Source organism: Klebsiella sp. 1SOBk5mer (assembly GCF_046603115.1).
GTDB classification, from domain to species: Bacteria; Pseudomonadota; Gammaproteobacteria; order Enterobacterales; family Enterobacteriaceae; genus Klebsiella; species Klebsiella quasipneumoniae.
In genome coordinates this window covers 71,567-97,011 of sequence record NZ_JBKIUU010000004.1, presented here as the reverse complement: position 1 = coordinate 97,011, position 25,445 = coordinate 71,567, and the positions used below count along the sequence as shown (strand labels likewise).

30 protein-coding genes and 1 pseudogene are annotated in these 25,445 nt (G+C 58.1%); 14 read left to right on the top strand and 17 right to left on the bottom strand.

The window, feature by feature from the left end:
• Positions 1 to 114: 114 nt before the first annotated feature.
• The gene (locus ACLH1U_RS11490; protein WP_023288603.1) at positions 115 to 1,479 is read left to right on the top strand and encodes an MFS transporter; all 1,365 of its coding nucleotides are present in this window, start codon (positions 115 to 117) and stop codon (positions 1,477 to 1,479) included.
• A gap of 43 nt (positions 1,480 to 1,522) precedes the next feature.
• Here ACLH1U_RS11490 and ACLH1U_RS11485 read toward each other — a convergent pair whose 3' ends face one another.
• A complete protein-coding gene (locus ACLH1U_RS11485) occupies positions 1,523 to 2,014 on the bottom strand; it encodes a YajQ family cyclic di-GMP-binding protein (RefSeq protein ID WP_002891465.1) in 492 nt (163 codons plus the stop codon).
• 218 nt (positions 2,015 to 2,232) lie between these two features.
• On the opposite strand from ACLH1U_RS11485, the gene panE reads away from it, so the two are divergent.
• From panE to ACLH1U_RS11470, 3 genes are read left to right on the top strand one after another with little or no spacing between them, the layout of a single operon-like run.
• Entirely contained in the window at positions 2,233 to 3,144 is a 912-nt protein-coding gene (gene panE / locus ACLH1U_RS11480) for a 2-dehydropantoate 2-reductase (protein WP_023288602.1), read from the top strand.
• A complete protein-coding gene (yajL, locus tag ACLH1U_RS11475) occupies positions 3,107 to 3,700 on the top strand; it encodes a protein deglycase YajL (RefSeq protein ID WP_023288601.1) in 594 nt (197 codons plus the stop codon). Before panE ends, yajL begins: the two co-directional genes overlap by 38 nt.
• Before the next feature lie 51 nt (positions 3,701 to 3,751).
• Complete coding sequence (locus ACLH1U_RS11470) at positions 3,752 to 4,228, top strand: SRPBCC family protein (protein WP_023288600.1); 477 nt, start codon at positions 3,752 to 3,754, stop codon at positions 4,226 to 4,228.
• A gap of 66 nt (positions 4,229 to 4,294) precedes the next feature.
• On the opposite strand, the gene thiI is transcribed toward ACLH1U_RS11470, so the two are convergent.
• On the bottom strand, positions 4,295 to 5,743 hold the full coding sequence (gene thiI / locus ACLH1U_RS11465) for a tRNA uracil 4-sulfurtransferase ThiI (protein WP_117132776.1): 1,449 nt from the start codon (positions 5,741 to 5,743) through the stop codon (positions 4,295 to 4,297).
• 181 nt (positions 5,744 to 5,924) lie between these two features.
• On the opposite strand from thiI, the gene xseB reads away from it, so the two are divergent.
• Genes xseB through ACLH1U_RS11445 form a run of 4 tightly spaced genes read left to right on the top strand, consistent with a single transcriptional unit; the run spans position 5,925 to position 9,983 of the window.
• Positions 5,925 to 6,167: an exodeoxyribonuclease VII small subunit gene (xseB, locus tag ACLH1U_RS11460; RefSeq protein WP_004204824.1), complete on the top strand. Its 243-nt coding sequence runs from the start codon at positions 5,925 to 5,927 to the stop codon at positions 6,165 to 6,167.
• Positions 6,168 to 7,067: a (2E,6E)-farnesyl diphosphate synthase gene (gene ispA / locus ACLH1U_RS11455; protein WP_004204826.1), complete on the top strand. Its 900-nt coding sequence runs from the start codon at positions 6,168 to 6,170 to the stop codon at positions 7,065 to 7,067.
• A gap of 18 nt (positions 7,068 to 7,085) precedes the next feature.
• Complete coding sequence (gene dxs, locus ACLH1U_RS11450) at positions 7,086 to 8,948, top strand: 1-deoxy-D-xylulose-5-phosphate synthase (RefSeq protein ID WP_023288599.1); 1,863 nt, start codon at positions 7,086 to 7,088, stop codon at positions 8,946 to 8,948.
• 60 nt (positions 8,949 to 9,008) lie between these two features.
• On the top strand, positions 9,009 to 9,983 hold the full coding sequence (locus ACLH1U_RS11445) for an aldo/keto reductase (protein WP_023288598.1): 975 nt from the start codon (positions 9,009 to 9,011) through the stop codon (positions 9,981 to 9,983).
• 45 nt (positions 9,984 to 10,028) lie between these two features.
• Here the strand turns inward: ACLH1U_RS11445 and pgpA are convergent, their stop codons facing one another.
• From pgpA to nrdR, 6 genes are all read right to left on the bottom strand, one after another.
• The gene (pgpA, locus tag ACLH1U_RS11440; protein WP_004177266.1) at positions 10,029 to 10,532 is read right to left on the bottom strand and encodes a phosphatidylglycerophosphatase A; all 504 of its coding nucleotides are present in this window, start codon (positions 10,530 to 10,532) and stop codon (positions 10,029 to 10,031) included.
• Positions 10,525 to 11,496 carry a thiamine-phosphate kinase gene (gene thiL, locus ACLH1U_RS11435; RefSeq protein WP_109546608.1) on the bottom strand — a complete coding sequence of 324 codons (972 nt, stop codon included), beginning with the start codon at positions 11,494 to 11,496 and terminating at the stop codon, positions 10,525 to 10,527. The genes pgpA and thiL overlap by 8 nt, the downstream gene beginning before the upstream one ends.
• Before the next feature lie 71 nt (positions 11,497 to 11,567).
• Positions 11,568 to 11,987: a transcription antitermination factor NusB gene (nusB, locus tag ACLH1U_RS11430; protein WP_002891356.1), complete on the bottom strand. Its 420-nt coding sequence runs from the start codon at positions 11,985 to 11,987 to the stop codon at positions 11,568 to 11,570.
• Positions 11,988 to 12,006: 19 nt separating this feature from the next.
• Positions 12,007 to 12,477 carry a 6,7-dimethyl-8-ribityllumazine synthase gene (gene ribE, locus ACLH1U_RS11425; protein ID WP_001021161.1) on the bottom strand — a complete coding sequence of 157 codons (471 nt, stop codon included), beginning with the start codon at positions 12,475 to 12,477 and terminating at the stop codon, positions 12,007 to 12,009.
• A gap of 87 nt (positions 12,478 to 12,564) precedes the next feature.
• Positions 12,565 to 13,668, bottom strand: a complete 1,104-nt coding sequence (gene ribD / locus ACLH1U_RS11420; protein ID WP_032453582.1) for a bifunctional diaminohydroxyphosphoribosylaminopyrimidine deaminase/5-amino-6-(5-phosphoribosylamino)uracil reductase RibD — start codon at positions 13,666 to 13,668, stop codon at positions 12,565 to 12,567.
• A gap of 3 nt (positions 13,669 to 13,671) precedes the next feature.
• Positions 13,672 to 14,121 (bottom strand): transcriptional regulator NrdR, encoded by a 450-nt coding sequence (gene nrdR, locus ACLH1U_RS11415; protein WP_002890417.1) that lies wholly within the window; start codon positions 14,119 to 14,121, stop codon positions 13,672 to 13,674.
• 147 nt (positions 14,122 to 14,268) lie between these two features.
• On the opposite strand from nrdR, the gene ACLH1U_RS11410 reads away from it, so the two are divergent.
• Together ACLH1U_RS11410 and ACLH1U_RS11405 are read left to right on the top strand one after the other, a co-directional pair.
• Complete coding sequence (locus tag ACLH1U_RS11410; protein WP_023288595.1) at positions 14,269 to 14,808, top strand: DUF3251 domain-containing protein; 540 nt, start codon at positions 14,269 to 14,271, stop codon at positions 14,806 to 14,808.
• Between the two features lie 300 nt (positions 14,809 to 15,108).
• Entirely contained in the window at positions 15,109 to 15,993 is an 885-nt protein-coding gene (locus tag ACLH1U_RS11405) for a nucleoside-specific channel-forming protein Tsx (protein WP_004204836.1), read from the top strand.
• Between the two features lie 42 nt (positions 15,994 to 16,035).
• On the opposite strand, the gene ACLH1U_RS11400 is transcribed toward ACLH1U_RS11405, so the two are convergent.
• The 8 genes and pseudogenes from ACLH1U_RS11400 to ACLH1U_RS11365 form a co-directional block, all read right to left on the bottom strand.
• Positions 16,036 to 16,731, bottom strand: a complete 696-nt coding sequence (locus ACLH1U_RS11400) for a helix-turn-helix transcriptional regulator (RefSeq protein ID WP_411299251.1) — start codon at positions 16,729 to 16,731, stop codon at positions 16,036 to 16,038.
• Between the two features lie 24 nt (positions 16,732 to 16,755).
• Positions 16,756 to 17,121 carry a VOC family protein gene (locus tag ACLH1U_RS11395; RefSeq protein ID WP_016160371.1) on the bottom strand — a complete coding sequence of 122 codons (366 nt, stop codon included), beginning with the start codon at positions 17,119 to 17,121 and terminating at the stop codon, positions 16,756 to 16,758.
• A 136-nt stretch (positions 17,122 to 17,257) separates the two neighbouring features.
• Positions 17,258 to 18,229, bottom strand: a complete 972-nt coding sequence (gene secF, locus ACLH1U_RS11390) for a protein translocase subunit SecF (protein WP_008805371.1) — start codon at positions 18,227 to 18,229, stop codon at positions 17,258 to 17,260.
• A gap of 10 nt (positions 18,230 to 18,239) precedes the next feature.
• Positions 18,240 to 20,087 (bottom strand): protein translocase subunit SecD, encoded by a 1,848-nt coding sequence (gene secD, locus ACLH1U_RS11385; RefSeq protein ID WP_008805370.1) that lies wholly within the window; start codon positions 20,085 to 20,087, stop codon positions 18,240 to 18,242.
• A 26-nt stretch (positions 20,088 to 20,113) separates the two neighbouring features.
• On the bottom strand, positions 20,114 to 20,446 hold the full coding sequence (gene yajC / locus ACLH1U_RS11380; protein WP_002890398.1) for a preprotein translocase subunit YajC: 333 nt from the start codon (positions 20,444 to 20,446) through the stop codon (positions 20,114 to 20,116).
• 22 nt (positions 20,447 to 20,468) lie between these two features.
• On the bottom strand, positions 20,469 to 21,596 hold the full coding sequence (gene tgt / locus ACLH1U_RS11375) for a tRNA guanosine(34) transglycosylase Tgt (RefSeq protein WP_002890395.1): 1,128 nt from the start codon (positions 21,594 to 21,596) through the stop codon (positions 20,469 to 20,471).
• Positions 21,597 to 21,704: 108 nt separating this feature from the next.
• Complete coding sequence (gene queA, locus ACLH1U_RS11370; protein WP_004204841.1) at positions 21,705 to 22,769, bottom strand: tRNA preQ1(34) S-adenosylmethionine ribosyltransferase-isomerase QueA; 1,065 nt, start codon at positions 22,767 to 22,769, stop codon at positions 21,705 to 21,707.
• Between the two features lie 64 nt (positions 22,770 to 22,833).
• Positions 22,834 to 22,949 (bottom strand): annotated as a pseudogene (locus ACLH1U_RS11365) (hypothetical protein).
• Positions 22,950 to 23,037: 88 nt separating this feature from the next.
• Between ACLH1U_RS11365 and acpH the strand changes: the two are divergent.
• Together acpH and ACLH1U_RS11355 are read left to right on the top strand one after the other, a co-directional pair.
• Positions 23,038 to 23,619: an ACP phosphodiesterase gene (acpH, locus tag ACLH1U_RS11360; protein WP_023288592.1), complete on the top strand. Its 582-nt coding sequence runs from the start codon at positions 23,038 to 23,040 to the stop codon at positions 23,617 to 23,619.
• Between the two features lie 127 nt (positions 23,620 to 23,746).
• Positions 23,747 to 24,349 (top strand): peroxiredoxin, encoded by a 603-nt coding sequence (locus tag ACLH1U_RS11355; protein WP_004178733.1) that lies wholly within the window; start codon positions 23,747 to 23,749, stop codon positions 24,347 to 24,349.
• Positions 24,350 to 24,517: 168 nt separating this feature from the next.
• On the opposite strand, the gene ACLH1U_RS11350 is transcribed toward ACLH1U_RS11355, so the two are convergent.
• Complete coding sequence (locus tag ACLH1U_RS11350) at positions 24,518 to 24,640, bottom strand: hypothetical protein (protein WP_180812785.1); 123 nt, start codon at positions 24,638 to 24,640, stop codon at positions 24,518 to 24,520.
• Positions 24,641 to 24,695: 55 nt separating this feature from the next.
• On the opposite strand from ACLH1U_RS11350, the gene ACLH1U_RS11345 reads away from it, so the two are divergent.
• Positions 24,696 to 25,139 (top strand): PTS sugar transporter subunit IIA, encoded by a 444-nt coding sequence (locus ACLH1U_RS11345; protein WP_411299250.1) that lies wholly within the window; start codon positions 24,696 to 24,698, stop codon positions 25,137 to 25,139.
• 5 nt (positions 25,140 to 25,144) lie between these two features.
• A complete protein-coding gene (locus ACLH1U_RS11340; RefSeq protein ID WP_017898931.1) occupies positions 25,145 to 25,432 on the top strand; it encodes a PTS sugar transporter subunit IIB in 288 nt (95 codons plus the stop codon).
• Positions 25,433 to 25,445: the final 13 nt, after the last annotated feature.

Sequence of the window (25,445 nt, the reverse complement as noted above, 5' to 3'; positions counted from 1 at the left end):
TTTACCAACTTGTCGCATCACGCAACAGCCCCGTAATATCTGTTAAACAAACATTTATTTACGCTTCTTACCCCCCGCCGCTACACTAGGCGCAGTTTTTATATTGAGGTGGTAATGAACGATAACAAAATGACGCCAGGGGAACTGCGCGCGACCTGGGGTTTGGGGACGGTATTCTCCCTGCGCATGCTTGGCATGTTTATGGTCCTGCCGGTTCTGACCACGTATGGCATGGCATTGCAGGGCGCCAGTGAAGCGCTGATTGGCCTGGCGATCGGCATCTACGGTCTGGCGCAGGCGGTGTTCCAGATCCCCTTCGGACTGTTATCTGACCGTATTGGCCGTAAGCCGTTGATCGTCGGCGGCCTGCTTATCTTCGTGCTCGGCAGCGTCATCGCCGCGCTCACCGACTCCATTTGGGGCATCATTCTTGGCCGCGCCCTGCAGGGTTCCGGCGCCATCGCCGCCGCGGTCATGGCCCTGCTCTCCGATCTCACCCGCGAACAGAACCGCACCAAAGCGATGGCGTTTATTGGCGTCAGCTTCGGCGTCACTTTCGCTATCGCCATGGTGCTGGGGCCGATTATTACCCATCAGCTGGGCCTGCACGCCCTGTTCTGGATGATCGCCATCCTGGCGACCGTCGGCATCCTGCTCACCCTGTGGGTGGTTCCCAACAGCCAGAATCATGTGCTTAACCGCGAATCCGGGATGGTGAAAGGCTGCTTTAGCAAGGTGCTGGCGGAGCCGCGCCTGCTGAAGCTCAACTTTGGCATCATGTGCCTGCACATCATGCTGATGTCCACGTTTGTCGCGCTGCCCGGACAGCTGGAGGCCGCCGGCTTCCCGGCCGCCGAGCACTGGAAGATTTACCTGGTCACCATGGTTATCTCCTTCATCTCGGTGGTGCCGTTTATTATCTACGCCGAAGTGAAGCGCAAGATGAAGCGCGTCTTTTTGCTCTGCGTGGCCATCCTGCTGATTGCGGAAATTGTCCTCTGGGGCGCCGGAGGCTACTTCTGGGAACTGGTAGCGGGCGTTCAGCTCTTCTTCCTGGCGTTTAACCTGCTGGAAGCGCTACTGCCGTCATTGATTAGCAAAGAGTCGCCGGCGGGCTATAAAGGCACCGCGATGGGCGTCTACTCCACCAGCCAGTTCCTCGGGGTGGCGATTGGCGGCGCCCTTGGCGGCTGGGTCGATGGTTTCTTTGATTCACAGACCGTGTTTCTGCTGGGCGCGCTGCTGGCGATGCTGTGGCTGCTGGTGGCCAGCACCATGAGCGAGCCGCCCTACGTCAGCAGTCTGCGGGTGGAGGTACCGGACGGCGTGGTGGTCGACAGCGCGCTGCAGGCGCGTCTGCTCAGCGCCAGCGGGGTTCATCAGGCGCTGGTGGTGCCCGAGGAGCGTTCGGTGTATATCAAAATCGACAGCAAGGTCACCAACCGCTTCGAGATAGAGCAGCTCATCAAAGGGGTATAAAAAAAGCGGGGAATTCCCCGCTTTTTGCTGTCAGTCTGCCGCCTTAGTCGCGGAAGTTTTTGAACTGGAACGGTTGTCCCAGATCGCCACCGCGCACCAGCGCCATCACCGACTGCAGATCGTCGCGGGACTTACCGGTCACGCGGATCTCTTCGCCCTGAATCTGGGCCTGCACTTTCAGCTTGCTGTCTTTGATCAGTTTAACGATCTTCTTCTGCACCGCGCTTTCAATGCCCTGTTTCAGCTTCGCTTCAACAAACCAGGTTTTACCGCTGTGTACGATATCTTCCGGCACGTCGAGGGAGGTGCCTTCAATGCCGCGCTTGAGCAGCTTGGCGCGCAGGATATCCAGCAGCTGATTCACCTGGAAGTCAGACTCGCTCAGCACTTTAATGGTCTTGTTGGCGTCGTTTAATTCAAACGTGGCTTCAACGCCACGAAAATCAAAACGCGACTCGACTTCGCGGCTCGCGTTGTCCACCGCGTTACGGGCTTCCTGAAGATCAACTTCAGAGACAATATCGAAAGATGGCATCTTTTCCTCTCCTTCCGTTTCTTTTGCGTTGCATAATACCTGCAACGCGGCATAACTCAACTTGTTATCCCGGAAGCTTAGCTGATTACGCAACGCTCGCGCTATTTTCCCCATGCTGCCCGACGACGCCAAAACCCCCTTTCCGTCCGACGATGCGAAAAGCGACGAGATATACTTTAGCCATCAGCGCCTGGGGTAGCGGCAGATGAGGAGGAACAATGAAAGTAACCGTACTGGGATGCGGTGCACTGGGACAACTATGGCTGACCGCGTTGTGCAAACAGGGACATGAAGTCCAGGGCTGGCTACGCGTACCGCAGCCATTCTGTAGCGTCAACGTCATTGAAACCGACGGCTCGGTGTTCAACGAGTCGCTGACGGCCAACGACCCCGATTTTCTTGCCAGCAGCGAGCTGCTGATTGTCACCTTAAAAGCCTGGCAGGTTTCAAACGCGGTGAAGCACCTGGCCGCGATCCTGCCGGTCACCACGCCGATTGTGCTGGTGCATAACGGCATGGGAACCGTCGAGGAGCTGCGCAGCGTGAAACAGCCGTTGCTGCTGGCCTCCACCACCCAGGCGGCGCGCCGCGACGGGAATGTCATCATCCACGTCGCCCAGGGCACCACGCATATCGGGCCGGCGAAAAGCTACGAAGAGGACTACAGCTACCTCGCTGAAGTGCTGCAGAGCGTGCTGCCGGATGTCGCCTGGCACAACAATATCTTCTCGGCCACCTGGCGCAAGCTGGCGGTTAACTGCGTGATTAACCCCCTGACCGCGCTAAAAGGATGTAAAAACGGCGATCTGCGCGACTATCCGCAGGAAGTTGCGGCCATTTGTCGCGAGGTGGCGGCAGTGATGGAGCGCGAAGGTATTCATACCTCGGCGGAAAACCTGCTATTTTATGTCGAACAGGTGATTGAAAGTACGGCAGAAAATATCTCATCCATGCTGCAGGACGTTCGCGCCCAGCGGCACACGGAGATCGACTATATCACCGGTTTTCTGCTCAACCGCGCCCGCGCCCACGGCGTTGCCGTACCGGAAAACGCCCGCTTATTTGAACTGGTCAAGCGTAAGGAGAATGAATATGAGCGCGTCGGCACTGATTTGCCTCGCCCCTGGTAGCGAAGAGACCGAAGCGGTCACCACCATCGACCTGCTGGTCCGCGGCGGAGTCAAAGTGACCACCGCCAGCGTCGCCAGCGACGGCAACCTGACCATCGTCTGCTCGCGCGGCGTCAAACTGCTGGCGGATGCCCCGCTGGTCGAGGTGGCCGATGGCGATTTCGATATCATCGTCCTCCCGGGCGGTATCAAGGGCGCAGAGTGCTTCCGCGACAGCCCGTTGCTGGTGGAAACCGTCCGACAGTTCCATCTCTCCGGGCGCATTGTGGCCGCCATCTGTGCCGCCCCGGCGACCGTGCTGGTGCCCCATCAGCTGTTCCCGATCGGCAACATGACCGGTTTTCCGGCGCTGAAGGATCATATCCCCGCCGATCAGTGGCAGGATAAAAGGGTGGTCTGGGATCCACGGGTGAATCTGTTAACCAGCCAGGCGCCGGGAACATCGATTGATTTCGCCCTGAAAATGATCGATCTGCTGGTGGGGCGCGAGAAAGCGTATGAGGTCGCCTCGCAGCTGGTGATGGCCGCCGGCATCTATAATTACTACGAAGCCTGATAGCCGGTCCGCGCCGCGGACTGGCACCCCCTTTTCCTGAGGAGTCGTAGCATGTCCCGAAGCGCAACCGATTCTCGCGATCTTGTTATCAGCCGCCTGCTCAGCGCGCCCGTCCCTGCCCTGTGGCGCGCGTGGGCCGACCCGGCATTACTCAAAACCTGGTGGTGCCCGAAGCCCTGGCAAACCGAGGTGCTGGCCTTTGATTTTCGCGCCGGCGGGGCCTTTCACACCGTGATGCACGGCCCTGACGGTGAACGCAGCGATAACCCCGGCTGTTTTCTTGAGGTTATCCCTCAACAAAAAATCGTCATGACCTCGATGCTGACGGCAGATTATCGTCCCGCCGTTTCCCCCTTCGCGATGACGGCCATCATCACCTTTGCCGATGAACAGGGCGGGTGTCGCTATACGGCCACGGTGCTGCATGCCGACGATGAAACCCGCGAGCAGCATGAGCAGATGGGATTTTTCGAGGGCTGGAATATTGTCATCGATCAGCTGAATGACCTGGCGCTGACCCTGCGCTAATACACGCCCCTGCCAATAGTAAAAAAGCCTTCCATCAGGGAAGGCCTTTTGCATCATAACAACCTGTTACGGGCGATAAACTTTTACGTTGCTGAAACCCTGCTCGCGCAGATAAAGCGCCTGCAGACGGCTCATCACCCCGCGTTCGCACCACAGCAGCCAGGTTTTGCTCTGATCGAGATCGCCAAATTTGGTGCTCAGCTTATAGAACGGCAGGGAAACGACCTCAACCCCCTCGACCTTCAGCGGGTTGTCTTCCTGCTCGTCGATGGAGCGAATGTCGAGGATCGCATCGTTGGCGCCAAAGCCGGTCACGGTTTCCACTTCCACCACCGTCTCTTCCGTCTGCTGGGCGATTTCGCGAATATCGATATTGCTCGCCTCTTCCACCACTTTATCGAGGATGCTGAAATCGAAGTGTTCTTCTTCCGCTTCAATCTTCGCCTTCACCGCCTTCACGGTCGGGCTTTTGGAGATCACGCCGCAGTACTCCGGCATGGTGCGGGCGAAATCTTCCGTGCCGATCTCGCGGGCCAGGTCGATGATGTGCTCTTTATCGTGCGAAATCAGCGGACGCAGGATCAGGGTATCGGAGACGTTGTCGATCAGGCGCAGGTTGGTGAGAGTCTGACTGGAGACCTGGCCCAGCGCTTCGCCGGTGACCAGCGCCTGCACGCCGTAGCGTTCCGCGACCTTTGACGCGGCGCGGACCATCATGCGCTTAAGCACCACGCCCATCTGACCGTCATCCACTTTTTCGAGGATTTCGCCGACCACCGGCTCAAAGTTAATCGCCACAAAGCGAACGCGGTGTGAGCTGCCGAAGCGGTTCCACAGATAATGCGCGACCTGGCGGACGCCAATCTCATGGGCGGCGCCGCCAAGGTTAAAGAAGCAGTAGTGCACACGGCAGCCGCGGCGCATCAGCATGTAGCTGGAGACGCCGGAGTCAAAGCCGCCGGAAATCAGCGACAGCACATCTTCCTGCGTGCCGATCGGGAAGCCGCCGATACCTTCATAGCGGCCTTTCACCAGCAGCAGGCGATCGTTTTCAATCTCAAGATTGACGGTGACGTCCGGGTCGGTCAGCTTCACGCGCGCCGTTTCAATATGCTGATTCAGGCCGCCGCCGACGTAGCGCTCCACCTCAATTGAGGTGAATTCATGTTTGCCGCGACGCTTCACCCGCACGCAGAAGGTTTTGCCTTCCAGCGCCTCGCGCCACAGCGGCAGCGTCTGCTCAAAAATATCGTGCAGCGAGGTGAACGGTACGTCTTCGACTTCCAGAATATGGTGGATGCCGGGAATACGGGTCAGCGCATCGCGAATAGCCGGGCGCTGATTTTCATCTTTCGCGCGAACTTCGATATGATCCCAATGACGAACGACGGCCAGCGTCTCGTCATAGTTTTTGAGAACGTTACGAATGTTCCCGGTTAAGATTTTAATGAAGCGCAACCGCACAGATTGGCTTTTGATGGTGATTTCCGGGAACAATTTAATGATAAACTTCATGGCGACAATAGTTCGTTGGCAAGCCCGACGGGGCTTTAAGCAAAAGTTGTAAAGCAGCGCACACCGGTGCCTGCATCCTGGGCGCGGAGTATATCACCATTGCGCGTTATTTGCTTACACGCGTGACTTCGTTACCATACCCGGTATTGCCGTCGCGACATAACAAGAGTCTACATTCACTATGCCAAAGAAAAATGAGGCCCCGGCCAGCTTTGAAACTGCGCTGGGCGAACTGGAGCAGATCGTTAACCGTCTGGAAAGCGGCGATTTGCCGTTAGAAGAAGCGCTCAGCGAATTTGAGCGCGGGGTCCAGCTGGCCCGCCAGGGGCAAAGCCAGCTACAGCAGGCCGAACAGCGCGTGCAGATCCTGCTGGCGGATAGTGAAGATTCCCCGACCACGCCTTTTACGCCGGACGCTGAATAAATGGATTTCCCGCAACAATTGCAGGCCTGTGTGGAACAGGCTAACGAGGCGCTGCGCCGTTTTATCGCGCCGCAGCCCTTTCAGAACACTCCGCTGGTGGAAGCGATGCATTATGGCGCACTCTTAGGCGGTAAACGCCTGCGTCCCTTCCTTGTCTACGCTACCGGCGAGATGTTCGGCGTGAGCCGCACCACGCTGGACGCCCCTGCCGCCGCGGTCGAATGCATTCATGCTTATTCCCTGATGCATGATGATTTGCCGGCGATGGATGATGACGATCTGCGTCGCGGACTGCCGACCTGCCATATTAAATTTGGCGAAGCCAACGCAATTCTTGCGGGAGATGCCCTGCAAACGCTGGCGTTTTCTATACTCAGTGATGCGCCGATGACGGACGTCCCTGACCGGGATCGTCTGGCGATGGTTTCCGAACTGGCGCAGGCCAGCGGCGTGGCGGGCATGTGCGGCGGCCAGGCGCTGGATCTGCAGGCGGAAGGACAGCAGGTGAATCTGCAGGCGCTGGAGCGTATCCACCGCCACAAAACGGGCGCGCTGATCCGCGCCGCCGTCCGCATGGGGGCGCTGAGCGCTGGCGAACGTGGGCGCGCCGCCCTTCCCGCGCTGGATCGCTATGCGGAAAATATCGGCCTGGCCTTCCAGGTCCAGGATGACATTCTCGACGTGGTAGGGGATACTGCGACCCTTGGCAAACGTCAGGGTGCCGACCAGCAATTGGGTAAAAGCACCTATCCCGCCCTCCTGGGCCTTGAGCAAGCCCGGAAGAAAGCGCACGACCTGATCGCTGATGCCCGCCGGTCGTTAGATGAACTGGCCGCACAATCTCTGGATACTTCGGCACTGGAAGCGCTCGCGAATTACATTATTCAGCGCGATAAATAAACAATAAATGAGTCTCTGATGAGTTTTGATATTGCCAAATACCCGACCCTGGCGCTGGTAGATTCCACCCAGGAGTTGCGCCTGTTGCCAAAAGAGAGCCTGCCGAAGCTGTGTGATGAGCTGCGGCGCTACCTGCTGGACAGCGTCAGCCGCTCCAGCGGTCACTTTGCCTCTGGCCTCGGCACCGTGGAACTGACCGTGGCGCTGCACTACGTCTATAACACGCCCTTCGATCGCCTGATCTGGGACGTCGGCCACCAGGCCTACCCACATAAAATTCTGACCGGCCGCCGCGACAAAATCGGCACCATTCGCCAGAAAGGCGGCCTGCACCCCTTCCCGTGGCGCGGTGAGAGCGAGTACGACGTACTGAGCGTCGGTCACTCCTCCACCTCCATTTCCGCTGGCATCGGGGTGGCTATCGCCGCCGCGAAAGAGGATAAGCAGCGGCGCGCGGTGTGCGTGATTGGCGACGGGGCGATCACCGCCGGCATGGCGTTTGAGGCGATGAACCACGCCGGAGATATCAAACCCGATCTGCTGGTGGTGCTGAATGACAATGAAATGTCGATCTCTGAGAACGTCGGCGCGCTGAACAATCATCTGGCGCAGCTGCTCTCCGGTAAGCTCTACTCCACCCTGCGCGAAGGCGGCAAAAAGGTCTTCTCCGGCGTACCGCCGATTAAAGAGCTGCTTAAGCGGACCGAAGAGCATATCAAAGGCATGGTGGTGCCAGGGACGCTGTTTGAAGAGCTGGGCTTTAACTATATCGGCCCGGTGGATGGCCACGATGTGCTCGGCCTGGTCAGCACGCTGAAGAACATGCGCGACCTGAAGGGCCCGCAGTTCCTGCATATTATGACCAAAAAAGGCCGCGGCTATGAGCCCGCCGAGAAAGACCCGATCACTTTCCACGCGGTGCCGAAGTTCGACCATACCAGCGGCGTGCTGCCCAAAAGCAGCGGCGGTCTCCCCTCCTACTCGAAAATCTTCGGCGACTGGCTGTGCGAAACGGCGGCCAAAGACAGCAAGCTGATGGCTATCACCCCGGCGATGCGCGAAGGATCAGGGATGGTGGAATTTTCGAAGAAATTCCCCGATCAGTACTTTGACGTCGCCATCGCCGAGCAGCATGCGGTCACTTTCGCCGCCGGACTGGCGATTGGCGACTACAAGCCCGTCGTCGCCATCTACTCCACGTTCCTGCAGCGAGCCTACGATCAGGTGATCCACGATGTGGCTATTCAGAAGCTGCCGGTGCTGTTTGCCATCGACCGCGCCGGGATTGTCGGCGCAGACGGCCAGACGCATCAGGGTGCGTTCGATCTCTCCTTCCTGCGCTGTATTCCGGATATGGTGGTGATGACGCCGAGCGATGAAAATGAATGCCGCCAGATGCTGCACACCGGCTACCACTACAGCGACGGACCCTGCGCGGTGCGCTATCCGCGCGGCAGCGGCACCGGCGCGACGCTGGAGCCGCTGGCATCGCTGCCGATCGGCAAAGGGGTCGTGAAGCGCCAGGGCGAGAAGGTCGCGATCCTTAACTTCGGCACCCTGCTGCCGGAAGCCGCGGCGGTGGCGGACAAACTCAACGCCACCCTGGTGGATATGCGCTTTGTGAAGCCGCTGGATACCGCGCTGATCCTGCAGCTGGCAGGCGAGCACGACGTTCTGGTGACGCTGGAAGAGAACGCCATTATGGGCGGCGCCGGCAGCGGCGTGAATGAAGTGCTGATGGCCCATCGCCGGGCGGTACCGGTACTCAATATTGGCCTGCCGGATGTCTTTATTCCGCAGGGCACTCAGGAAGAGATCCGCGCCGACCTCGGCCTTGATGCCGCCGGCATTGAAGCCAAAATCCTCGACTGGCTGGCATAATCGCCCCTCCCGCTCCTGCTATGCTTAAGGGATACCCTTGATGAATAGCAGGAGCGCACTATGCACTATATCCCCCTCGGCGATACTGCCTTACGTGTTTCCCGACTCTGCCTCGGCTGCATGACCTTCGGCGAGCCGGACCGCGGCAGGCACGCCTGGACGCTTCCGGAAGAGAGCAGTCGCCCGCTCATTCAGCACGCCATTGAAGGCGGCATCAACTTCTTCGATACCGCAAACAGCTACTCCGACGGCAGCAGCGAAGAGATCGTCGGCCGCGCCCTGCGCGACTTTGCCCGCCGCGATGAGGTGATTGTCGCCACCAAGGTCTATCACCAGGTCGGCGATCTGGCGGAAGGGCTTTCCCGGGCGCAGATCCTGCGCTCCATCGACGACAGCCTGCGCCGTCTCGGGATGGACTATGTCGACCTGCTGCAGATCCACCGCTGGGACTACAGCACCCCGATTGAAGAGACGCTCGAAGCGCTGGACGAGGTGGTGAAAGCCGGCAAAGCGCGCTATATCGGCGCCTCGTCCATGCATGCCCGGCAGTTTGCCCAGGCGCTGGCGCTTCAGCAGCAGAACGGCTGGGCGCGCTTCGTCACCATGCAGGATCACTACAACCTGATTTACCGGGAAGAAGAGAATGAGATGCTGCCCCTGTGCCAGCGTAACGGCGTGGCGGTGATCCCGTGGAGCCCGCTGGCGCGCGGCAGACTGACCCGCCCATGGGGTGAGACCACCGCCCGGCTGGTCTCGGATGAGTTCGGCAAATCGCTTTACAGCACCAGCGAAGAGAACGACGCGCAGATCGCCGGGAATCTCGCGGACGTGGCGGAAGAGCTCGACGCCAGTCGCGCGCAGGTCGCCCTCGCCTGGCTGTTAAGCAAGCCCGGCGTCGCCGCGCCGATTATCGGTCCGTCGCGCCAGGAGCAGCTCGATGACCTGCTGCAGGCGGTGGATTTGACGCTATCTTCGGAACAGATCGACAAACTGGAGGCGCCCTATCAGCCGCATCCGGTGGTGGGATTTAAGTGACGGGCGTGATTTCCCCGACAGCATGGCGCTGCCGGGGAGCAGCGGTCAAAGCAGACCGATCGGCCAGTGATGGCCAATAACATACAGCACGCCGGCGGAGATCACCCCGGCGACGATATCGTCCACCATGATCCCCATTCCACCGTGAATATTGCGGTCAAACCAGCGAATCGGCCACGGTTTCCACATATCGAAAATACGGAAAATGACGAAGCCGGCGGCCACCCACTGCCAGTCCAGGGTCGGCAGCGCCATCAGGGTGATCCACATCCCGACGAACTCGTCCCAGACGATGCTGCCGTGGTCATGGGTGCCCATATCTTTGGCCGTGCGATGGCACAGATAGACTCCGATACAGATGCTCATCATCACCACCAGCGAGTAGAGCTGCCAGGGGAGAAAAGTCATCAGATACCAGAACGGGATCGCCGCCAGCGAGCCCATCGTCCCCGGCACCACCGGGCTTAAGCCGCTGCCAAAGCCGGTCGCCAGCAGATGCCACGGATTACGCATACTCAGGCGGCTAAGCGCCTCGTCTCGACTACGCAAAGTGATCGTATCCCTTTAAATCAAGCATGACCGGCTTACCGTCACGGATAAACTGCAAACCTTCGCTCTCCGGCGCAATCTGTCCGATACAGGTAAAACGCGCGCCTAGATGGCCAAGGGCCACGTCCAACGCCCCGCGGTTCAGTTCCGGTACGGTAAAGCACAGTTCGTAATCTTCTCCACCTGCGAGCGCCCAGCGCAGCGCCTGCTCGGGCTCAACCTGGCGCAGCATGGCGTCAGAGTACGGCATGGCATCAAGATCGATGCGCGCGCCGCAGTCGCTGGCTTTGAGAATATGACCCAGATCGGAGATCAGGCCGTCGGAGAGATCGATGGCCGACGTCGCCAGGTCGCGCAGCGCCTGGCCCTGCAGCACGCGGGGCATCGGACGCAGGTGACGGGCCAGCAGGTAATCGGCATCCGTCGGCGCATCCACCGTCAGACGGTTCTGCAACAGCGCCAGGCCGGCGGCGCTGTCCCCTGGAGTGCCGGTGACATAGATCCAGTCTCCCGGCTTCGCGCCTGAACGTTTCATGGCGCGCCCTGGCGGCACAAAGCCGTGGATACCCAGGGTCATGGCGAGCGGGCCGCGGGTGGTGTCGCCGCCAATCAGCTGCATATCGTAGTAGTCAAGCTGGACAAACAGGCTGTCGCTGAAGGCTTCCAGCCAGGCTTCATCCACCTCCGGCAAGGTCAGCGCCAGGGTGAGCCACGCCGGCTCCGCGCCCATCGCCGCGAGGTCGCTCAGGTTTACCGCCAGCGCTTTATAGGCGAGGTCGGCCGGGTCGATATCGGGTAAGAAGTGATTGCCCGCCACCAGAGTGTCGGTGCTGATTGCCAGCGTTTTTTTCTCGGGAATATTCAGGAGAGCGCAGTCGTCGCCGATACCGGTTTCGACATCAAGACGAGCGCTTTTAACGCGATCAAAATAACGGGCAATCAGGGAGAATTCGCCACATGCCATACGTTATGCCTCAGCAAAATAATAAATAAGGCCGGGTTGCGAGGCGACCCTCGCAAAACCCGGCCTGCAGTTTACTTCTTGTGGGGACGAATTACCGGAGCCGCTTTGTCCAGCACGCCGTTGACGAACTTGTGGCTATCTTCAGCGCCGAAGGTTTTCGCCAGTTCGATAGCTTCATTGATGGCCACTTTATACGGTACGTCATCACGTTTGGATAGCTCAAACAGCGCGATACGCAGCACCGCTTTTTCCACCTGACCCAGCTCTTCCAGCTGACGGGACAGGTAGGGCTTCATCAGGCCGTCGAGGTACGCGCTGTTAGTCGCCACTCCGGACAGCAGTTCGCGGAAATACAGAACATCAACATCTTTTACGTCCTGTTCCGCCAGGAACTGGTATTCGACATCAGCGATGTCGTTGTGGGACAACTGCCAGGAGTAGAGCGCCTGAACGGCACACTCACGGGCGCGGCGACGAGCAGCAGGTTTCACGGAATTCCCCTTACAAAAATCAGGCCTTGATGGCTTTCAATACGTTAATCATTTCCAGCGCGGTCAGCGCAGCTTCTGCGCCTTTGTTACCGGCTTTGGTGCCAGCGCGCTCGATGGCTTGTTCAATACTTTCAGTGGTCAGAACACCAAAGGCTACCGGGATTTCGCTGTCCTGAGCGACGTGCGCCAGGCCATTGCTGGCACCGCCAGCCACATATTCAAAGTGGGCGGTACCGCCGCGAATCACCGTACCCAGCGCAATCACCGCGTCATATTTACCGGTTTTCGCCAGTGCGCCAGCCGCCAGCGGCAGCTCGTACGCGCCTGGAACCCAAACAACGGTGATGTTTTCATCTTTTACCTGACCAATGCGTTTCAGGGCGTCAATCGCACCTTCCAGCAGGCTGTCATTGATAAAGTTGTTGAAACGCGCAATGGTGATGGCGACGCGAGCGTCCGGGGTAGCAACGTTAGCTTCAATAATGTTCATACTCTTCCTTCGGGTTCATGTGCCCCGCAAGGGGGGCGGATTTTATCATATTATTCTGAGCGCTGCTTCCTAATAATCAGGAAAGCCTCACGCAGTGGTTAAATGCAGGCAGACATCCGGGCCAACCTGACGTATCTCATTGAATTTGAAATGGGGCGCCTGACTCAGTTCTTCAAGCCCCGGCAGCGCGCATAATCCACGCGCCGCATTGCCTAACAGTTTAGGCGCAATATAGACGATAAGCTCGTCGACCAGGCCCGCCTGCAGCAGCGCCCCGGCAAGCGTGGCCCCCGCCTCCACCCAGACGCTGTTGATCTGCTGTTTGCCGAGCAGCATCATCAGCAGCACCAGATCGAGATGGCCGTTATGTTCCGGAACCAGCAGCGTGCGCACGCTGTCCGGCCACTGGCGCTCATCGGCGCTCAGGCGGGCAAACAGCGTTTCCCCCGCCTGCTGCACAATACGATGCTCGGGCGTGACGCGGTTCTGGCTGTCGATAACGACGCGCAGCGGCTGGCGCAAATTCGCTTCGGGATACAGCGCCTGGGTATCGGCGCTCAGCTCCTGCCAGCGCACGGTCAGCGCCGGATCGTCCGCCAGCACGGTGGCGCTGCTGGTCAGGATAGCATGGCTCTGGGCGCGCAAACGCTGCACGTCGCGTCGCGCCTGCGGGGAGGTGATCCACTGGCTTTCGCCGCTGGCCATCGCCGTGCGGCCGTCCAGCGAGGCGCCCAGCTTGAGCTGGACCCAGGGAAAACCGGTGCGCATCCGCTTCAGGAAGCCCTTATTCAGCGCTTCCGCCTCGTTCATCATCAGCCCGTGGCTGACGTCAATACCGGCCTGCTGCAGACGGTACAGGCCGCGCCCCGCCACCTGCGGGTTCGGATCCTGCATCGCGGCGACCACGCGGCTGACGCCGGCGGCAATCAGGGCGTCGCAGCACGGCGGCGTACGACCGTGGTGGCTGCAGGGCTCGAGGGTGACGTAGGCGGTGGCGCCGCGCGCCTTTTCCCCGGCCATCCGCAAGGCGTGCACTTCGGCATGCGGCTCGCCGGCGCGATAGTGGAACCCTTCGCCGACGATCTCGCCGTCTTTGACAATGACGCAGCCAACGTTAGGGTTAGGATGGGTGGTAAAGCGACCGCGGGCGGCGAGCTTGAGCGCACGCGCCATGTACATTTCGTCCTGCATGGCTTAGTCCTGTAAGCGGGCGATCTCTTCGCCGAATTCTTTGATATCTTCGAAGCTGCGATAGACCGACGCGAAGCGAATATAGGCGACTTTATCCAGTTTTTTCAGCTGCTCCATCACCAGGTTGCCGATCATTTTGCTGGCCACTTCGCGCTCGCCGGTGCCGCGCAGATGGGTTTTGATATGGTTGACCGCCATTTCGACGTCATCGGCGCTGACCGGACGTTTCTCCAGCGCTTTCAGCATCCCACTGCGCAGCTTGTCTTCGTTGAAGGGTTCACGCACATCGTTACTCTTCACCACCCGCGGCATGACCAGCTCCGCCACTTCGAAGGTGGTAAAGCGCTCATTACAGACCAGACACTGCCGACGGCGACGCACGGAAGAGCCTTCCCCTACCAGACGAGAGTCGATCACTTTGGTATCCACGGCGAAACAGAAAGGGCAATGCATAGCGCGTCCTGACAGGTAGTTAAACTGAAGGGTAGTTTACCGCGAAGTGACCTGACTACAAAGAAAGAGCTTTTGAGACAAAGGATCTATGGGAGAGTCAGGCGGTTTGGCTACCATTAAGCATCCTCTGCAAACGGAATCCTGACCATGACAAGACGTTACCTGAAACTCGCCATCGCGGGCAGCCTGTTTACCCTGACCGCCTGCGCCCAGCAAAGCGAAATCCGCCAGATGCACCAGAGCGTGAGTACGCTGAGCCAGGAGATGACCCAGCTCAATCAGCAAACGATCAAAATTACCCAGCAAAACGCGCTGAACGCGAAATCCACCCGCGGCGTCTATCTGCTGCCGGAGGCGAAAACCCCGGCGCGGCTGGAGAGCCAGATCGGCACCCTGCGCATGTCGGTGGCGAGCATTACGCCGGATGGCGACGGGTCACGCCTGACCTTACGTATTCAGGGCGAATCCAACGATCCGCTGCCGGCCTTTACCGCCACCGTCGCCTCCGGACAGATCACCGGCACTACCCACAGCTACCAGGAAGTGAATGTTCAGGATCAATTGATCAGCGCCCCGGCCAGCATTCTCGCCCCCAGCGATGTCGATATCCCGCTGCGCCTGAACGTGACGCCGGACAAAGTCGGTTTTATTCGCGTCCACGATATCCAGCCAGCCGCCGCGCAGTAAGCCTTGCCGCCGGGCTTCCCCCTGCCCGGCGACGTCCCGTCCCTTTATTCTTATCCACTTACAACTTTTCGCAAGAGTTCATTAGAAATCGTTCTGCATCGCGATTTTCAGTAGCATTTTGTCAAGAAATGCATAGAATCGTGAACGCAATCGATTACGCATGTTCTGGTTATGTGAAACAACACGTATTTTTGTGAGCAATGATTCCTATAATAGACCCCCACAGAAACACGAAATATTTAGAAACGCTTCGGCACTTCTTTTAACGCCTTCAGGCTCAATTTAAACAGTGGCATTACTATGAAAAAAACATTACTGGCAGCGGGTGCGGTTGTGGCGCTCTCCACTTCTTTTACCGCGGGCGCGGCAGAAAACGACAAACCGCAGTATCTGTCTGACTGGTGGCACCAGAGTGTTAACGTGGTGGGCAGCTACCACACCCGTTTTGGACCGCAGATCCGTAACGATACCTACCTGGAATACGAAGCGTTCGCCAAAAAAGACTGGTTTGATTTCTACGGCTATATCGATGCCCCGGTATTCTTCGGCGGCAACAGCACGGCAAAAGGTATCTGGAACAACGGCTCCCCGCTGTTTATGGAGATCGAACCGCGCTTCTCTATCGATAAGCTGACCAACACCGACCTGAGCTTCGGGCCGTTCAAAGAGTGGTATTTCGCGAACAACTATATCTACGATATGGGCCGCAATGACTCCCAGGAGCAGAGCACCTGGTATATGGGTCTGGGTACCGATATCGACACCGGCCTGCCGATGAGCCTGTCGCTGAACGTCTACGCCAAATACCAGTGGCAGAACTACGGCGCGTCCAACGAAAACGAGTGGGACGGCTACCGCTTCAAAGTGAAATACTTTGTGCCGCTGACCGACCTGTGGGGCGGTTCGCTGAGCTACATCGGCTTCACCAACTTCGACTGGGGCTCTGACCTCGGCGATGACAACTTCTACGATCTGAACGGGAAGCACGCGCGCACCAGCAACTCCATCGCCTCCAGCCATATCCTGGCGCTGAACTATGCGCACTGGCACTACTCGGTGGTGGCCCGTTACTTCCATAACGGCGGCCAGTGGGCTGACGATGCCAAGCTGAACTTCGGCGATGGCGATTTCAGCGTCCGCTCAACCGGTTGGGGTGGTTACTTTGTGGTTGGTTACAACTTCTGATTGCTGAAACGGCAGGACAGCGCCCGGGCCTCCCGGGCGTTTTTATTTCTCCCACACGTCGCAGCGGACCTTGCGCAGAAAATCGCTTAACGAGCGGTCGGCGCACTCGCTGAATCGACGCTCGGTCGCCCTGACCGCCAGACAGCGGTCGAGGCGAAAGTTGCGATAATCATTGCGCAGCTCGCACCAGGCCACCAGCAGCCAGCGCTCCCCCCAGAAAAACAGCCCCAGCGGCAGCACGTCGCGCTCGGTCACCCGACCGGACTCATCCTGATAGCGCAGCGCCAGCACCTGCTTGCCGGAGACCGCCTGATGAATGACGTCAAAGAAGGTTTTGGCATAGCGATGGGCGCCGAGATCGGGGGCAAACAGGCGGGTCTGCTCCGCCTGGCGCCGGCGCGCCTCCGGCAGGATCGCCAGCATCTTCTCCTGGGCAGACTCCAGCGAGTACGACAGCGCCTCGCCGCCCCAGGTTTTCAGCAGCCGGATCGCGGCGATCAGCGCTTCGGATTCTTTGGTGGTCAGCATCAGCGGCGGCAGATCGTAGCCCGCCAGCAGGCGATAACCGCTCCCCGCCTCGCCCTCCACCGGCACGCCGGAGAGGGAGAGATCGCGAATATCGCGATACACGGTGCGCTCCGACACGCCCAGCCGCTCCGCCAGCAGCGCGGCGGTGGTGAGCCGCCTGCCGCGCAGGATCTGCACAATCTGAAATAAACGGTCGGCGCGTCGGGTCATGTCTCACTTCACAAAAAGTTCAGGTTAAGCCGGTTGGTGCAGGCCGACGCGGTTGCCCTCGCTGTCAGTAAACAGCGCGATGGTGCCAATATCATTCGGCAGCGTCAGCGGCCCGAAAACGCATGCCCCACCCGCCGAGGCAACGCGGTCGAGGGTGGCGGCAAGATGGTCTGTATGCAGGTAAATAATAGCGCCCTGCGCAGAGGGCGCGATACCCTCAAATTTGGCCAGCGCGCCGCCGGGGGCCGGATCCTGATGCGGGAACACCGCCAGCTCGGCGCAGTCCATGGTTTCGCGACGCAGCGTCACCTGCATCACCGGCTCATAAAACGCGACGGCGCGATCCATATCGGCGACCGGAATTTCAAACCAGTTAATCACGTTATTCATACTTCCTCCTGCTCGTTAGTGAGTTCAGAAGGAGTGTATGGGAGGGCTCCTGACAGCATGCTGTCAGCAGGTTTTGTCGCGGGCAAAAAAAATCCCGGCCGCCTGGCCGGGATTGCGTTATTTCAACTGAACTGTATTACGGCAGAATAGACGGCTGGTCCGCCCCTTCTTTTTCGACCTTCTGCTGCAGCAAATGCTCGCGCTTCATGCCCAGCTTCAACGCCAGCGCGGAGGCGACGTAGATAGAAGAAGCCGTACCGATGGAGACACCGATCAGCATGGTCAGCGAGAAGCCTTCCAGAATCGGGCCGCCGAACAGGAACAGCATCAGGATCACCATCAGGGTGGTCCCGGAGGTGATCAAGGTACGGTGCAGCGTCTGGGTCAACGACACGTTGAAGATCTCGTACGGCGTACCGCGGCGGATCTTACGGAAGTTTTCACGGATACGGTCCGATACCACGATACTGTCGTTCAGCGAGTAGCCGATAACCGACATCAACGAGGCCACAATGGTCAGGTCGATCTCGATATGGAATAGCGACAGCACCCCCATGGTGATCACCACGTCGTGCGCCAGGGCGATAACCACTCCCGCCGCCAGACGCCATTCGAAGCGGAAGCCGACGTAGATCAGGATACAGACCAGCGCGGCAATCAGCGCCAGGGCGCCGGTTTGCGCAAGGTCCGCGCCGACGCTCGGGCCGACAAACTCAATACGCTTCACCGCCGCGTTCTGACTGGTCGATTCGTTAATCACCGTCACGACCTTGCTGCCCAGCTCCTGGCTGACGTTGGCGTCATGCACCGGCGGCATACGTACCATGATGTCGCGGCTGCTGCCAAAGTTCTGCACCTGCGGCTCTTCAAAGCCCGCTTTCTGCAGGGAATCGCGCATCTGGTCCAAATCGACCGGCTTCTCAAGGGTAATTTCGATCACCGTACCGCCGGTGAAATCGAGACCCCAGTTAAAGCCGCGGACGCCGATGATGGCGATCGACACAATCAGCAGAAAGCCTGAAATGCCGAAGGCCCAGTAGTCCCAGCGCATAAAGTCCCAGACTTTACGGCCGTGGTTCAATTGTTCAACAGTATATTCCTGTGCCACAACGCACTCCTCAGATAGACAGCTTTTTAACGCGCTTGCCGCCGTACAGCAGGTTCACGATGGCACGGGTGCCGACGATAGCGGTAAACATTGAGGTCGCGATACCGATACCGGTGGTAATCGCAAACCCTTTAATGGCACCGGTACCGACCGCGTACAGGATGATCACTTTGATAAGCGTCGTCACGTTGGCGTCGAAGATCGAGCTGAACGCGCCGCGATAACCTTCGTCAATCGCCTGCTGAACGGTACGCCCGTTGCTCAGCTCTTCTTTGATACGCTCGTTGATCAGAACGTTAGCATCGACCGCCACCGCAAGGGTTAACACGATACCCGCGATGCCCGGCATGGTCAGCGTCGCCCCCGGGATCAGGGACATAATGCCGACAATCAGCACCAGGTTGGCAATCAGCGCCGAGGTCGCAATCAGACCGAACTTCTTATAGAAGAGGATCATGAACAGGATAGAGACCACCAGACCGGCCAGACAGGCTTCCAGACCCTGCTTGATGTTCTGCATGCCAAGGGTTGGGCCGATAGTCCGCTCTTCGACGATCTGAATCGGCGCAATCAACGCGCCGGCACGCAGCAGCAGCGACAGCTGGCGAGCTTCGTTCGGGTTGCTGATACCGGTAATACGGAAGCTGTTGCCCAAGCGCGACTGGATGTTGGCGATGTTAATCACCTCTTCCTCTTTCGCCAGGATAGCGCGACCGTTGGCGTCTTTCTTACCGCTGTCTTTATACTCCACGAACAGGGTCGCCATCGGCTTGCCGATGTTGTCCTTGGTGAAGTTGGACATGATGTTGCCGCCCGCGCTGTCCAGCGAGATGTTGACCTGCGGCTGGTTGTACTCATCCATGCTGGAGGTCGAGTCGGTGATATGGTCACCGGTCAGGATCACCCGCTTGTACAGCACCACCGGCTGGCCTTCACGCGTCTCTTTCACTTCCGAGTCGCCCGGCACGCGGCCTGAGGCGGCGGCGGACTGGTCCACGTTGGTATTGACCAGACGGAACTCGAGGGTCGCGGTCGCGCCAAGGATCTCCTTCGCCCGCGCGGTATCCTGGATACCCGGCAGCTCAACCACGATGCGGTCAGCGCCCTGACGCTGAACCAGCGGTTCGGCGACGCCCAGCTGGTTCACACGGTTACGCAGAATGTTAATGTTCTGCTGGACCGCATACTCACGAGCTTCTTTCAGGCGCTCATCGGTCATCACCGCTTTCAGGCTGTTGTCACCCTGAGAGGAGATCACCAGATCGCGATGGCGAGGGCTGAGATAAGAGATAGCCTGGTCGCGCGCCGCGCTGTCGCGGAAGACGATGCTCAGACCATAGTTGTCTTCCTTACGCACGGTCGCGTAAGGAATGCCTTTGTCGCGCAGCTCGCTGCGCAGGCTATCGATGTTCTGTTCCTGCAGTTTGCCTAACGCGGTGTCCATGTCGACTTCCATCAGGAAGTGCACGCCGCCGCGCAGATCAAGACCCAGCTTCATCGGCTCGGCATAGAGTGCCGCCAGCCAGCGTGGGGTTGCCGGAGCAAGGTTTAGCGCCACGACGTATTTGTCACCCAACACGGTAAGCAGCGCTTCACGCGCGCGCAGCTGGGTATCAGTGGTGTCGAAGCGCGCAAGAATAGCGCCCTCTTCCAGTGCCACAGACTTCGCGGTAATTTTTTCTTCTTGTAAAGTTTTCTGGACCTGGATCAGCGTTTGCTCACTGGCGGCGACGCCGCGCGCGCCAGTGATTTGAACAGCCGGATCCTCACCATACAGGTTGGGAAGCGCATAGATCAGGCCGACGACAATGACGACGACCAGCATGACATACTTCCACAAAGGATAACGGTTTAACACGGCAGTTCCCTTTGGGAAAAGTTAGATTACAGCGCCTTCATGGTGCCTTTCGGCAGAACGGCAGCAACGAAGTCACGTTTGATAACCACTTCAGTGGTATCGTTCAGCGCGATAGCAATGTAGCCAGTTTCCGCTACTTTGGTCACGCGACCGACCAGACCGCCGTTGGTCAGCACTTCATCACCTTTGGCGATGGAGTTCATCAGGTTCTTATGTTCCTTGGTGCGCTTCTGCTGTGGACGCAGGATCATGAAGTAAAAAATCAGACCGAACACCACCAGCATCAGAATCAGAGACATCGGGCTGCCCTGCGCCGGTGCACCCGTTGCCGCTACCGCATCAGAAATAAAAAAGCTCATTGAAATTCCCTCATTATTAAAATTAATCAACGTTCAAAGGAGGCACGGTGCGCCCCTGACGTTGGTAAAAATCGGTCACGAAGCTCTCTAATTTACCCTCTTCGATAGCCTTGCGTAAACCAGCCATTAAACGCTGATAGTAGCGCAGGTTATGAATGGTATTGAGACGCGCGCCCAATATTTCGTTGCAACGGTCAAGGTGATGCAAGTAAGCGCGTGAATAATTGCGACATGTATAGCAATCACACTCGGCGTCCAGCGGCGCGGTATCGCTTTTGTGCTTCGCGTTGCGGATTTTCACCACGCCGTCGGTGACGAACAGGTGGCCGTTACGCGCGTTGCGCGTCGGCATGACGCAGTCGAACATATCGATACCGCGACGTACCCCTTCCACCAGATCTTCCGGCTTCCCGACGCCCATCAGGTATCGTGGTTTATCGGCCGGGATCTGCGGGCAGACGTGCTCCAGAATACGGTGCATGTCTTCCTTCGGCTCGCCGACCGCCAAACCGCCGACAGCGTAGCCATCAAAGCCAATCTCTACCAGACCTTTCACCGAGATATCACGTAAATCTTCGTAAACGCTGCCCTGAATGATGCCGAACAGCGCATTTTTATTGCCAAGGCTATCGAAACGGTCGCGGCTGCGCTTCGCCCAGCGCAGAGACATCTCCATCGAGCGCTTGGCGTAATCCCAGTCCGCCGGGTACGGCGTACATTCGTCGAAGATCATCACGATGTCGGAACCGAGATCGTACTGAATCTCCATGGATTTTTCCGGATCGAGGAAAATCGGATCGCCGTTGATCGGGTTACGGAAGTGGACGCCCTGCTCGGTGATCTTACGGATATCGCCAAGGCTGAACACCTGGAAGCCGCCGGAGTCGGTCAGGATCGGTCCTTTCCACTGCATAAAATCGTGCAGATCGCCGTGCAGCTTCATGATCTCCTGACCCGGGCGCAGCCACAGGTGGAAGGTGTTGCCGAGAATAATCTGCGCGCCGGTGGCTTCCACCTCTTCCGGCGTCATCCCTTTGACGGTGCCGTAGGTGCCAACGGGCATAAAGGCCGGTGTTTCCACCACGCCGCGCTCAAACACCAGGCGACCGCGGCGGGCGCGACCGTCGGTGGTATCCAGTTCAAATTTCATGCTTGCTCCTGCGTCAGAAAAACAGTCCGACGTTTTGATACTCGCCACGGAATGATTCCGTGGCTAAAAATGCGTCATGGCGTGCCAAAAGCCGGCGGGCCGGCCTTTTCAGGGACGCTCAGAAATAGCCTGCGGATTGTACGTGATAAACATCGCATCCCCGTAGCTAAAAAAGCGATATTTCTGCTCCACCGCTACCTTATAGGCGTTCATGGTGTGCTGATAACCCGCAAACGCCGACACCAGCATAATCAGTGTGGATTCAGGGAGATGGAAGTTGGTCACCAGCGCATCGATCACCTGGTACTGATAACCCGGATAGATGAAAATCTGCGTATCGTCGAAGAACGGCGCGATCAGGGCGTCTTTCGCCGCCTGCGCCGCGCTCTCCAGCGAGCGTACCGAGGTGGTGCCCACCGCGATCACGCGATTGCCGCGCGCTTTCGCCGCCAGCACCGCATCAACCACCTCCTGCGGCACTTCCGCATATTCTGAGTGCATAGTGTGCTCTTCAATGCTGTCGACGCGCACCGGCTGGAAGGTACCCGCGCCCACGTGCAGGGTGACAAACGCCATCTCAACGCCTTTAGCGCGCAGTTTATCCAGCAGCGGTTCGTCGAAGTGCAGACCCGCGGTCGGGGCGGCTACCGCGCCCGGCCGGGTACCGTAGACGGTTTGATAGAGCTCGCGGTCAGCGTCTTCGTCCGGGCGATCAATGTAGGGCGGCAGCGGCATATGGCCGATCCCGTTTAGGATCTCCAGCACCGGGCGCTCGTCGTTAAATTCCACTTCAAACAGCGCGCCGTGACGCGCCAGCATAGTGGCCTGAATGCTCTCGTCGTCGCCCAGCAGCAGCTCGGCGCCCGGCTTCGGCGCTTTCGAGGCGCGAATATGGGCGAGGATGCGCTTATCATCCAGCATCCGCTCCACCAGCACTTCAATCTTGCCGCCGCTGGCCTTGCGGCCGAACAGACGCGCCGGGATCACCCGGGTGTTGTTAAACACCAGCAGATCGCCGGGATTGAGCTTATCGAGGATGTCGGTGAAGGTGCCATGCGTCAGCGCGCCCGTCGGCCCGTCCAGGGAGAGTAAGCGGCAGCTACTGCGCTCAGGCATCGGATAGTGGGCGATCAGGGATTCGGGTAGTTCAAAAGCAAAATCGGTAACGCGCATGACGATAACTCAGACTGAATAAAGAGGCGGGTAGTCTAGTGCCGGGGCGGTCTGCCTGCAACCTTTACCCCTCCGGATGAATGACATAATCTATATTCCAAATCATTCCGAATGCCGCCATGCGGCAGCCGAATGCATCACCGGTGGCAGAGGGCCGCGCGCGGCCAGACAGCACGCCATCCGGGCACCGGGGCTGCCGTTCAGGGCGACGCGCAGCGCTACACCGCTCACTCTGCCCGCCAGAAAGTATTTGAAGGATGTCGTCACTATGAATTTTCTCGCCCACCTGCACCTGGCCCATCTCGCCGACAGTTCGCTGCCCGGCAATCTGATGGCCGACTTTGTGCGCGGCAACCCGCAGGGCGACTATCCGGCGGAGATTGTTGACGGCATCTATATGCATCGGCGGATTGACGTGCTGACTGACAACCTGGCGGAAGTCAAAGAGGCGCGGGAGTGGTTTCGCCCGCAGACCCGCCGCGTCGCCCCGATCACCCTCGACGTCATGTGGGATCATTTCCTGTCGCAGCACTGGGCGCAGCTCTCCCCTGACCTGCCGCTGGAGGAGTTCGTGCGCTACGCCGAGCGGCAGATCGTCCCCATCCTGCCCGACTCGCCGCCCCGCTTCGTCAATCTCAACCAATATCTGTGGTCGGAGCGCTGGCTGGAGCGCTATCAGGAGATGGATTTTATTCAGCGCGTGCTTAACGGCATGGCCAGCCGCCGCCCGCGTCTCGAGGCGCTGCGCGACTCCTGGCAGGATCTGGATACCCACTATGACCGGCTGGAGGGGCAGTTCTGGCGCTTTTATCCGCAGATGATGCGTCAGGCGAAAAACAAACAGCTGTAATCGCTGCGACATTGATAGGTAAAAGCTGGCTGAACGATTGTCGGTGCCTCTTTGTGTTATTGGCGGACAGGCTCTATACTTGCCGGCGTTGCGTTTTAAATAACCTTAGTAATTACAGGAGAATCAAATGGTTCTGGTCACTCGTCAAGCGCCGGATTTTACTGCAGCCGCTGTGCTGGGTAATGGTGAGATCGTTGAGAAATTCAATTTCAAACAGCACACCAACGGTAAACCTACCGTTCTGTTCTTCTGGCCGATGGACTTCACCTTCGTTTGCCCGTCTGAGCTGATCGCGTTCGACAAACGTTACGAAGAATTCCAGAAACGCGGCGTGGAAGTGGTTGGCGTTTCCTTCGACTCCGAGTTCGTGCACAACGCATGGCGTAACACCCCGGTAGACCAGGGCGGTATCGGCCCGGTTAAATACGCGATGGTTGCTGACATCAAACGTGAAATCCAGAAAGCTTACGGTATCGAGCATCCGGACGAAGGCGTTGCTCTGCGTGGTTCCTTCCTGATCGACGCTAACGGCGTGGTTCGCCACCAGGTGGTTAACGACCTGCCGCTGGGCCGTAACATCGACGAAATGCTGCGCATGGTTGACGCGCTGCAGTTCCACGAAGAGCACGGCGAAGTTTGCCCGGCGCAGTGGGAAAAAGGAAAAGAAGGTATGGCTGCCTCTCCGGAAGGCGTTGCAAAATACCTGACCGAAAACGTCTCCAGCCTGTAATCGGCACACGTTTTTATAAAAGGCTCGCTCAGGCGGGCCTTTTTTGTTAGCGACGTCAAAATTTAGGAAAATGACCCGGCGATATTTGTGACCAGGAATACACTTCTGCCGAAAAATTTCGCTCTGCCTCTCATTTTTTCTCTGTCAAATTTCAGCACCAAATCTCAATCACTCCGTAACCAACTGAAAATCATATAAATTATTTATATGGTTTTCTGCCAGCACTTTGCCGTCGATGTGATCGCCATCAATATTTAAAACCGCGGATGTGATCTCATCCATCATTTTTATCAATGTATTTGGTCATGATTTTACTCAGGAACAGGAATACGTTCAGGAGAAGAGAATGGATATTATTTTTGACCCGACGTTAATCGCCCTGAAGCAGAATATTTCCCATGCGGAAGAGGCCATCGAACTGGCGGGTTCATTACTCGCCAGGCATCAGATTTGCAGCGCCGAATATGTCAACGAGATGCTGACGGTATACGAAGATTTTGGCGCCGCCATCGTGATAGATGACGGGATTGCCATGCCGCACGCCCGCCCGGAAAAAGGGGCATTGCAGACCGGATTTTCGCTTGTCACCACCGCCACGCCAGTGACCTTCGGCCACGATGAGTTCGATCCGGTTACCGTCGCCATCGCCATCGCCGGCGCCGATGCTGACAGTCATATCAAAATGATCCAACTGATAGCCTCGCTGATCGAGTCAGATATCGTGACCTTTCTTCAGCAGGAAACTGACGTGAATTCAGTCTTACATTTCATCCAAAAACAAATGGAGTAGTCATTATGTTAGTTATCAGAACGGTTTGTGGTAACGGTATTGGCAGTTCATTGATGGCTGCGAATAATGTGAAGAAGATTTGTGAAGAATTAGGTATCAAAGCGGACGTCGCCTCGGTCGATTTTGCTAACGCCGTCGGGGAAAAAGCCGACCTTTATGTCACGATCAAAGAACTGGCAAATCAATTTCCGGCCCACTGTCATGTCGCCATTATTCGCAGCTATGTCCATAAAGCAAAAATCGCCGAGGATATTACCGACGCGCTGATGAAAATTGCTGCGACTCACTCTTAATCAGCATAGAGGG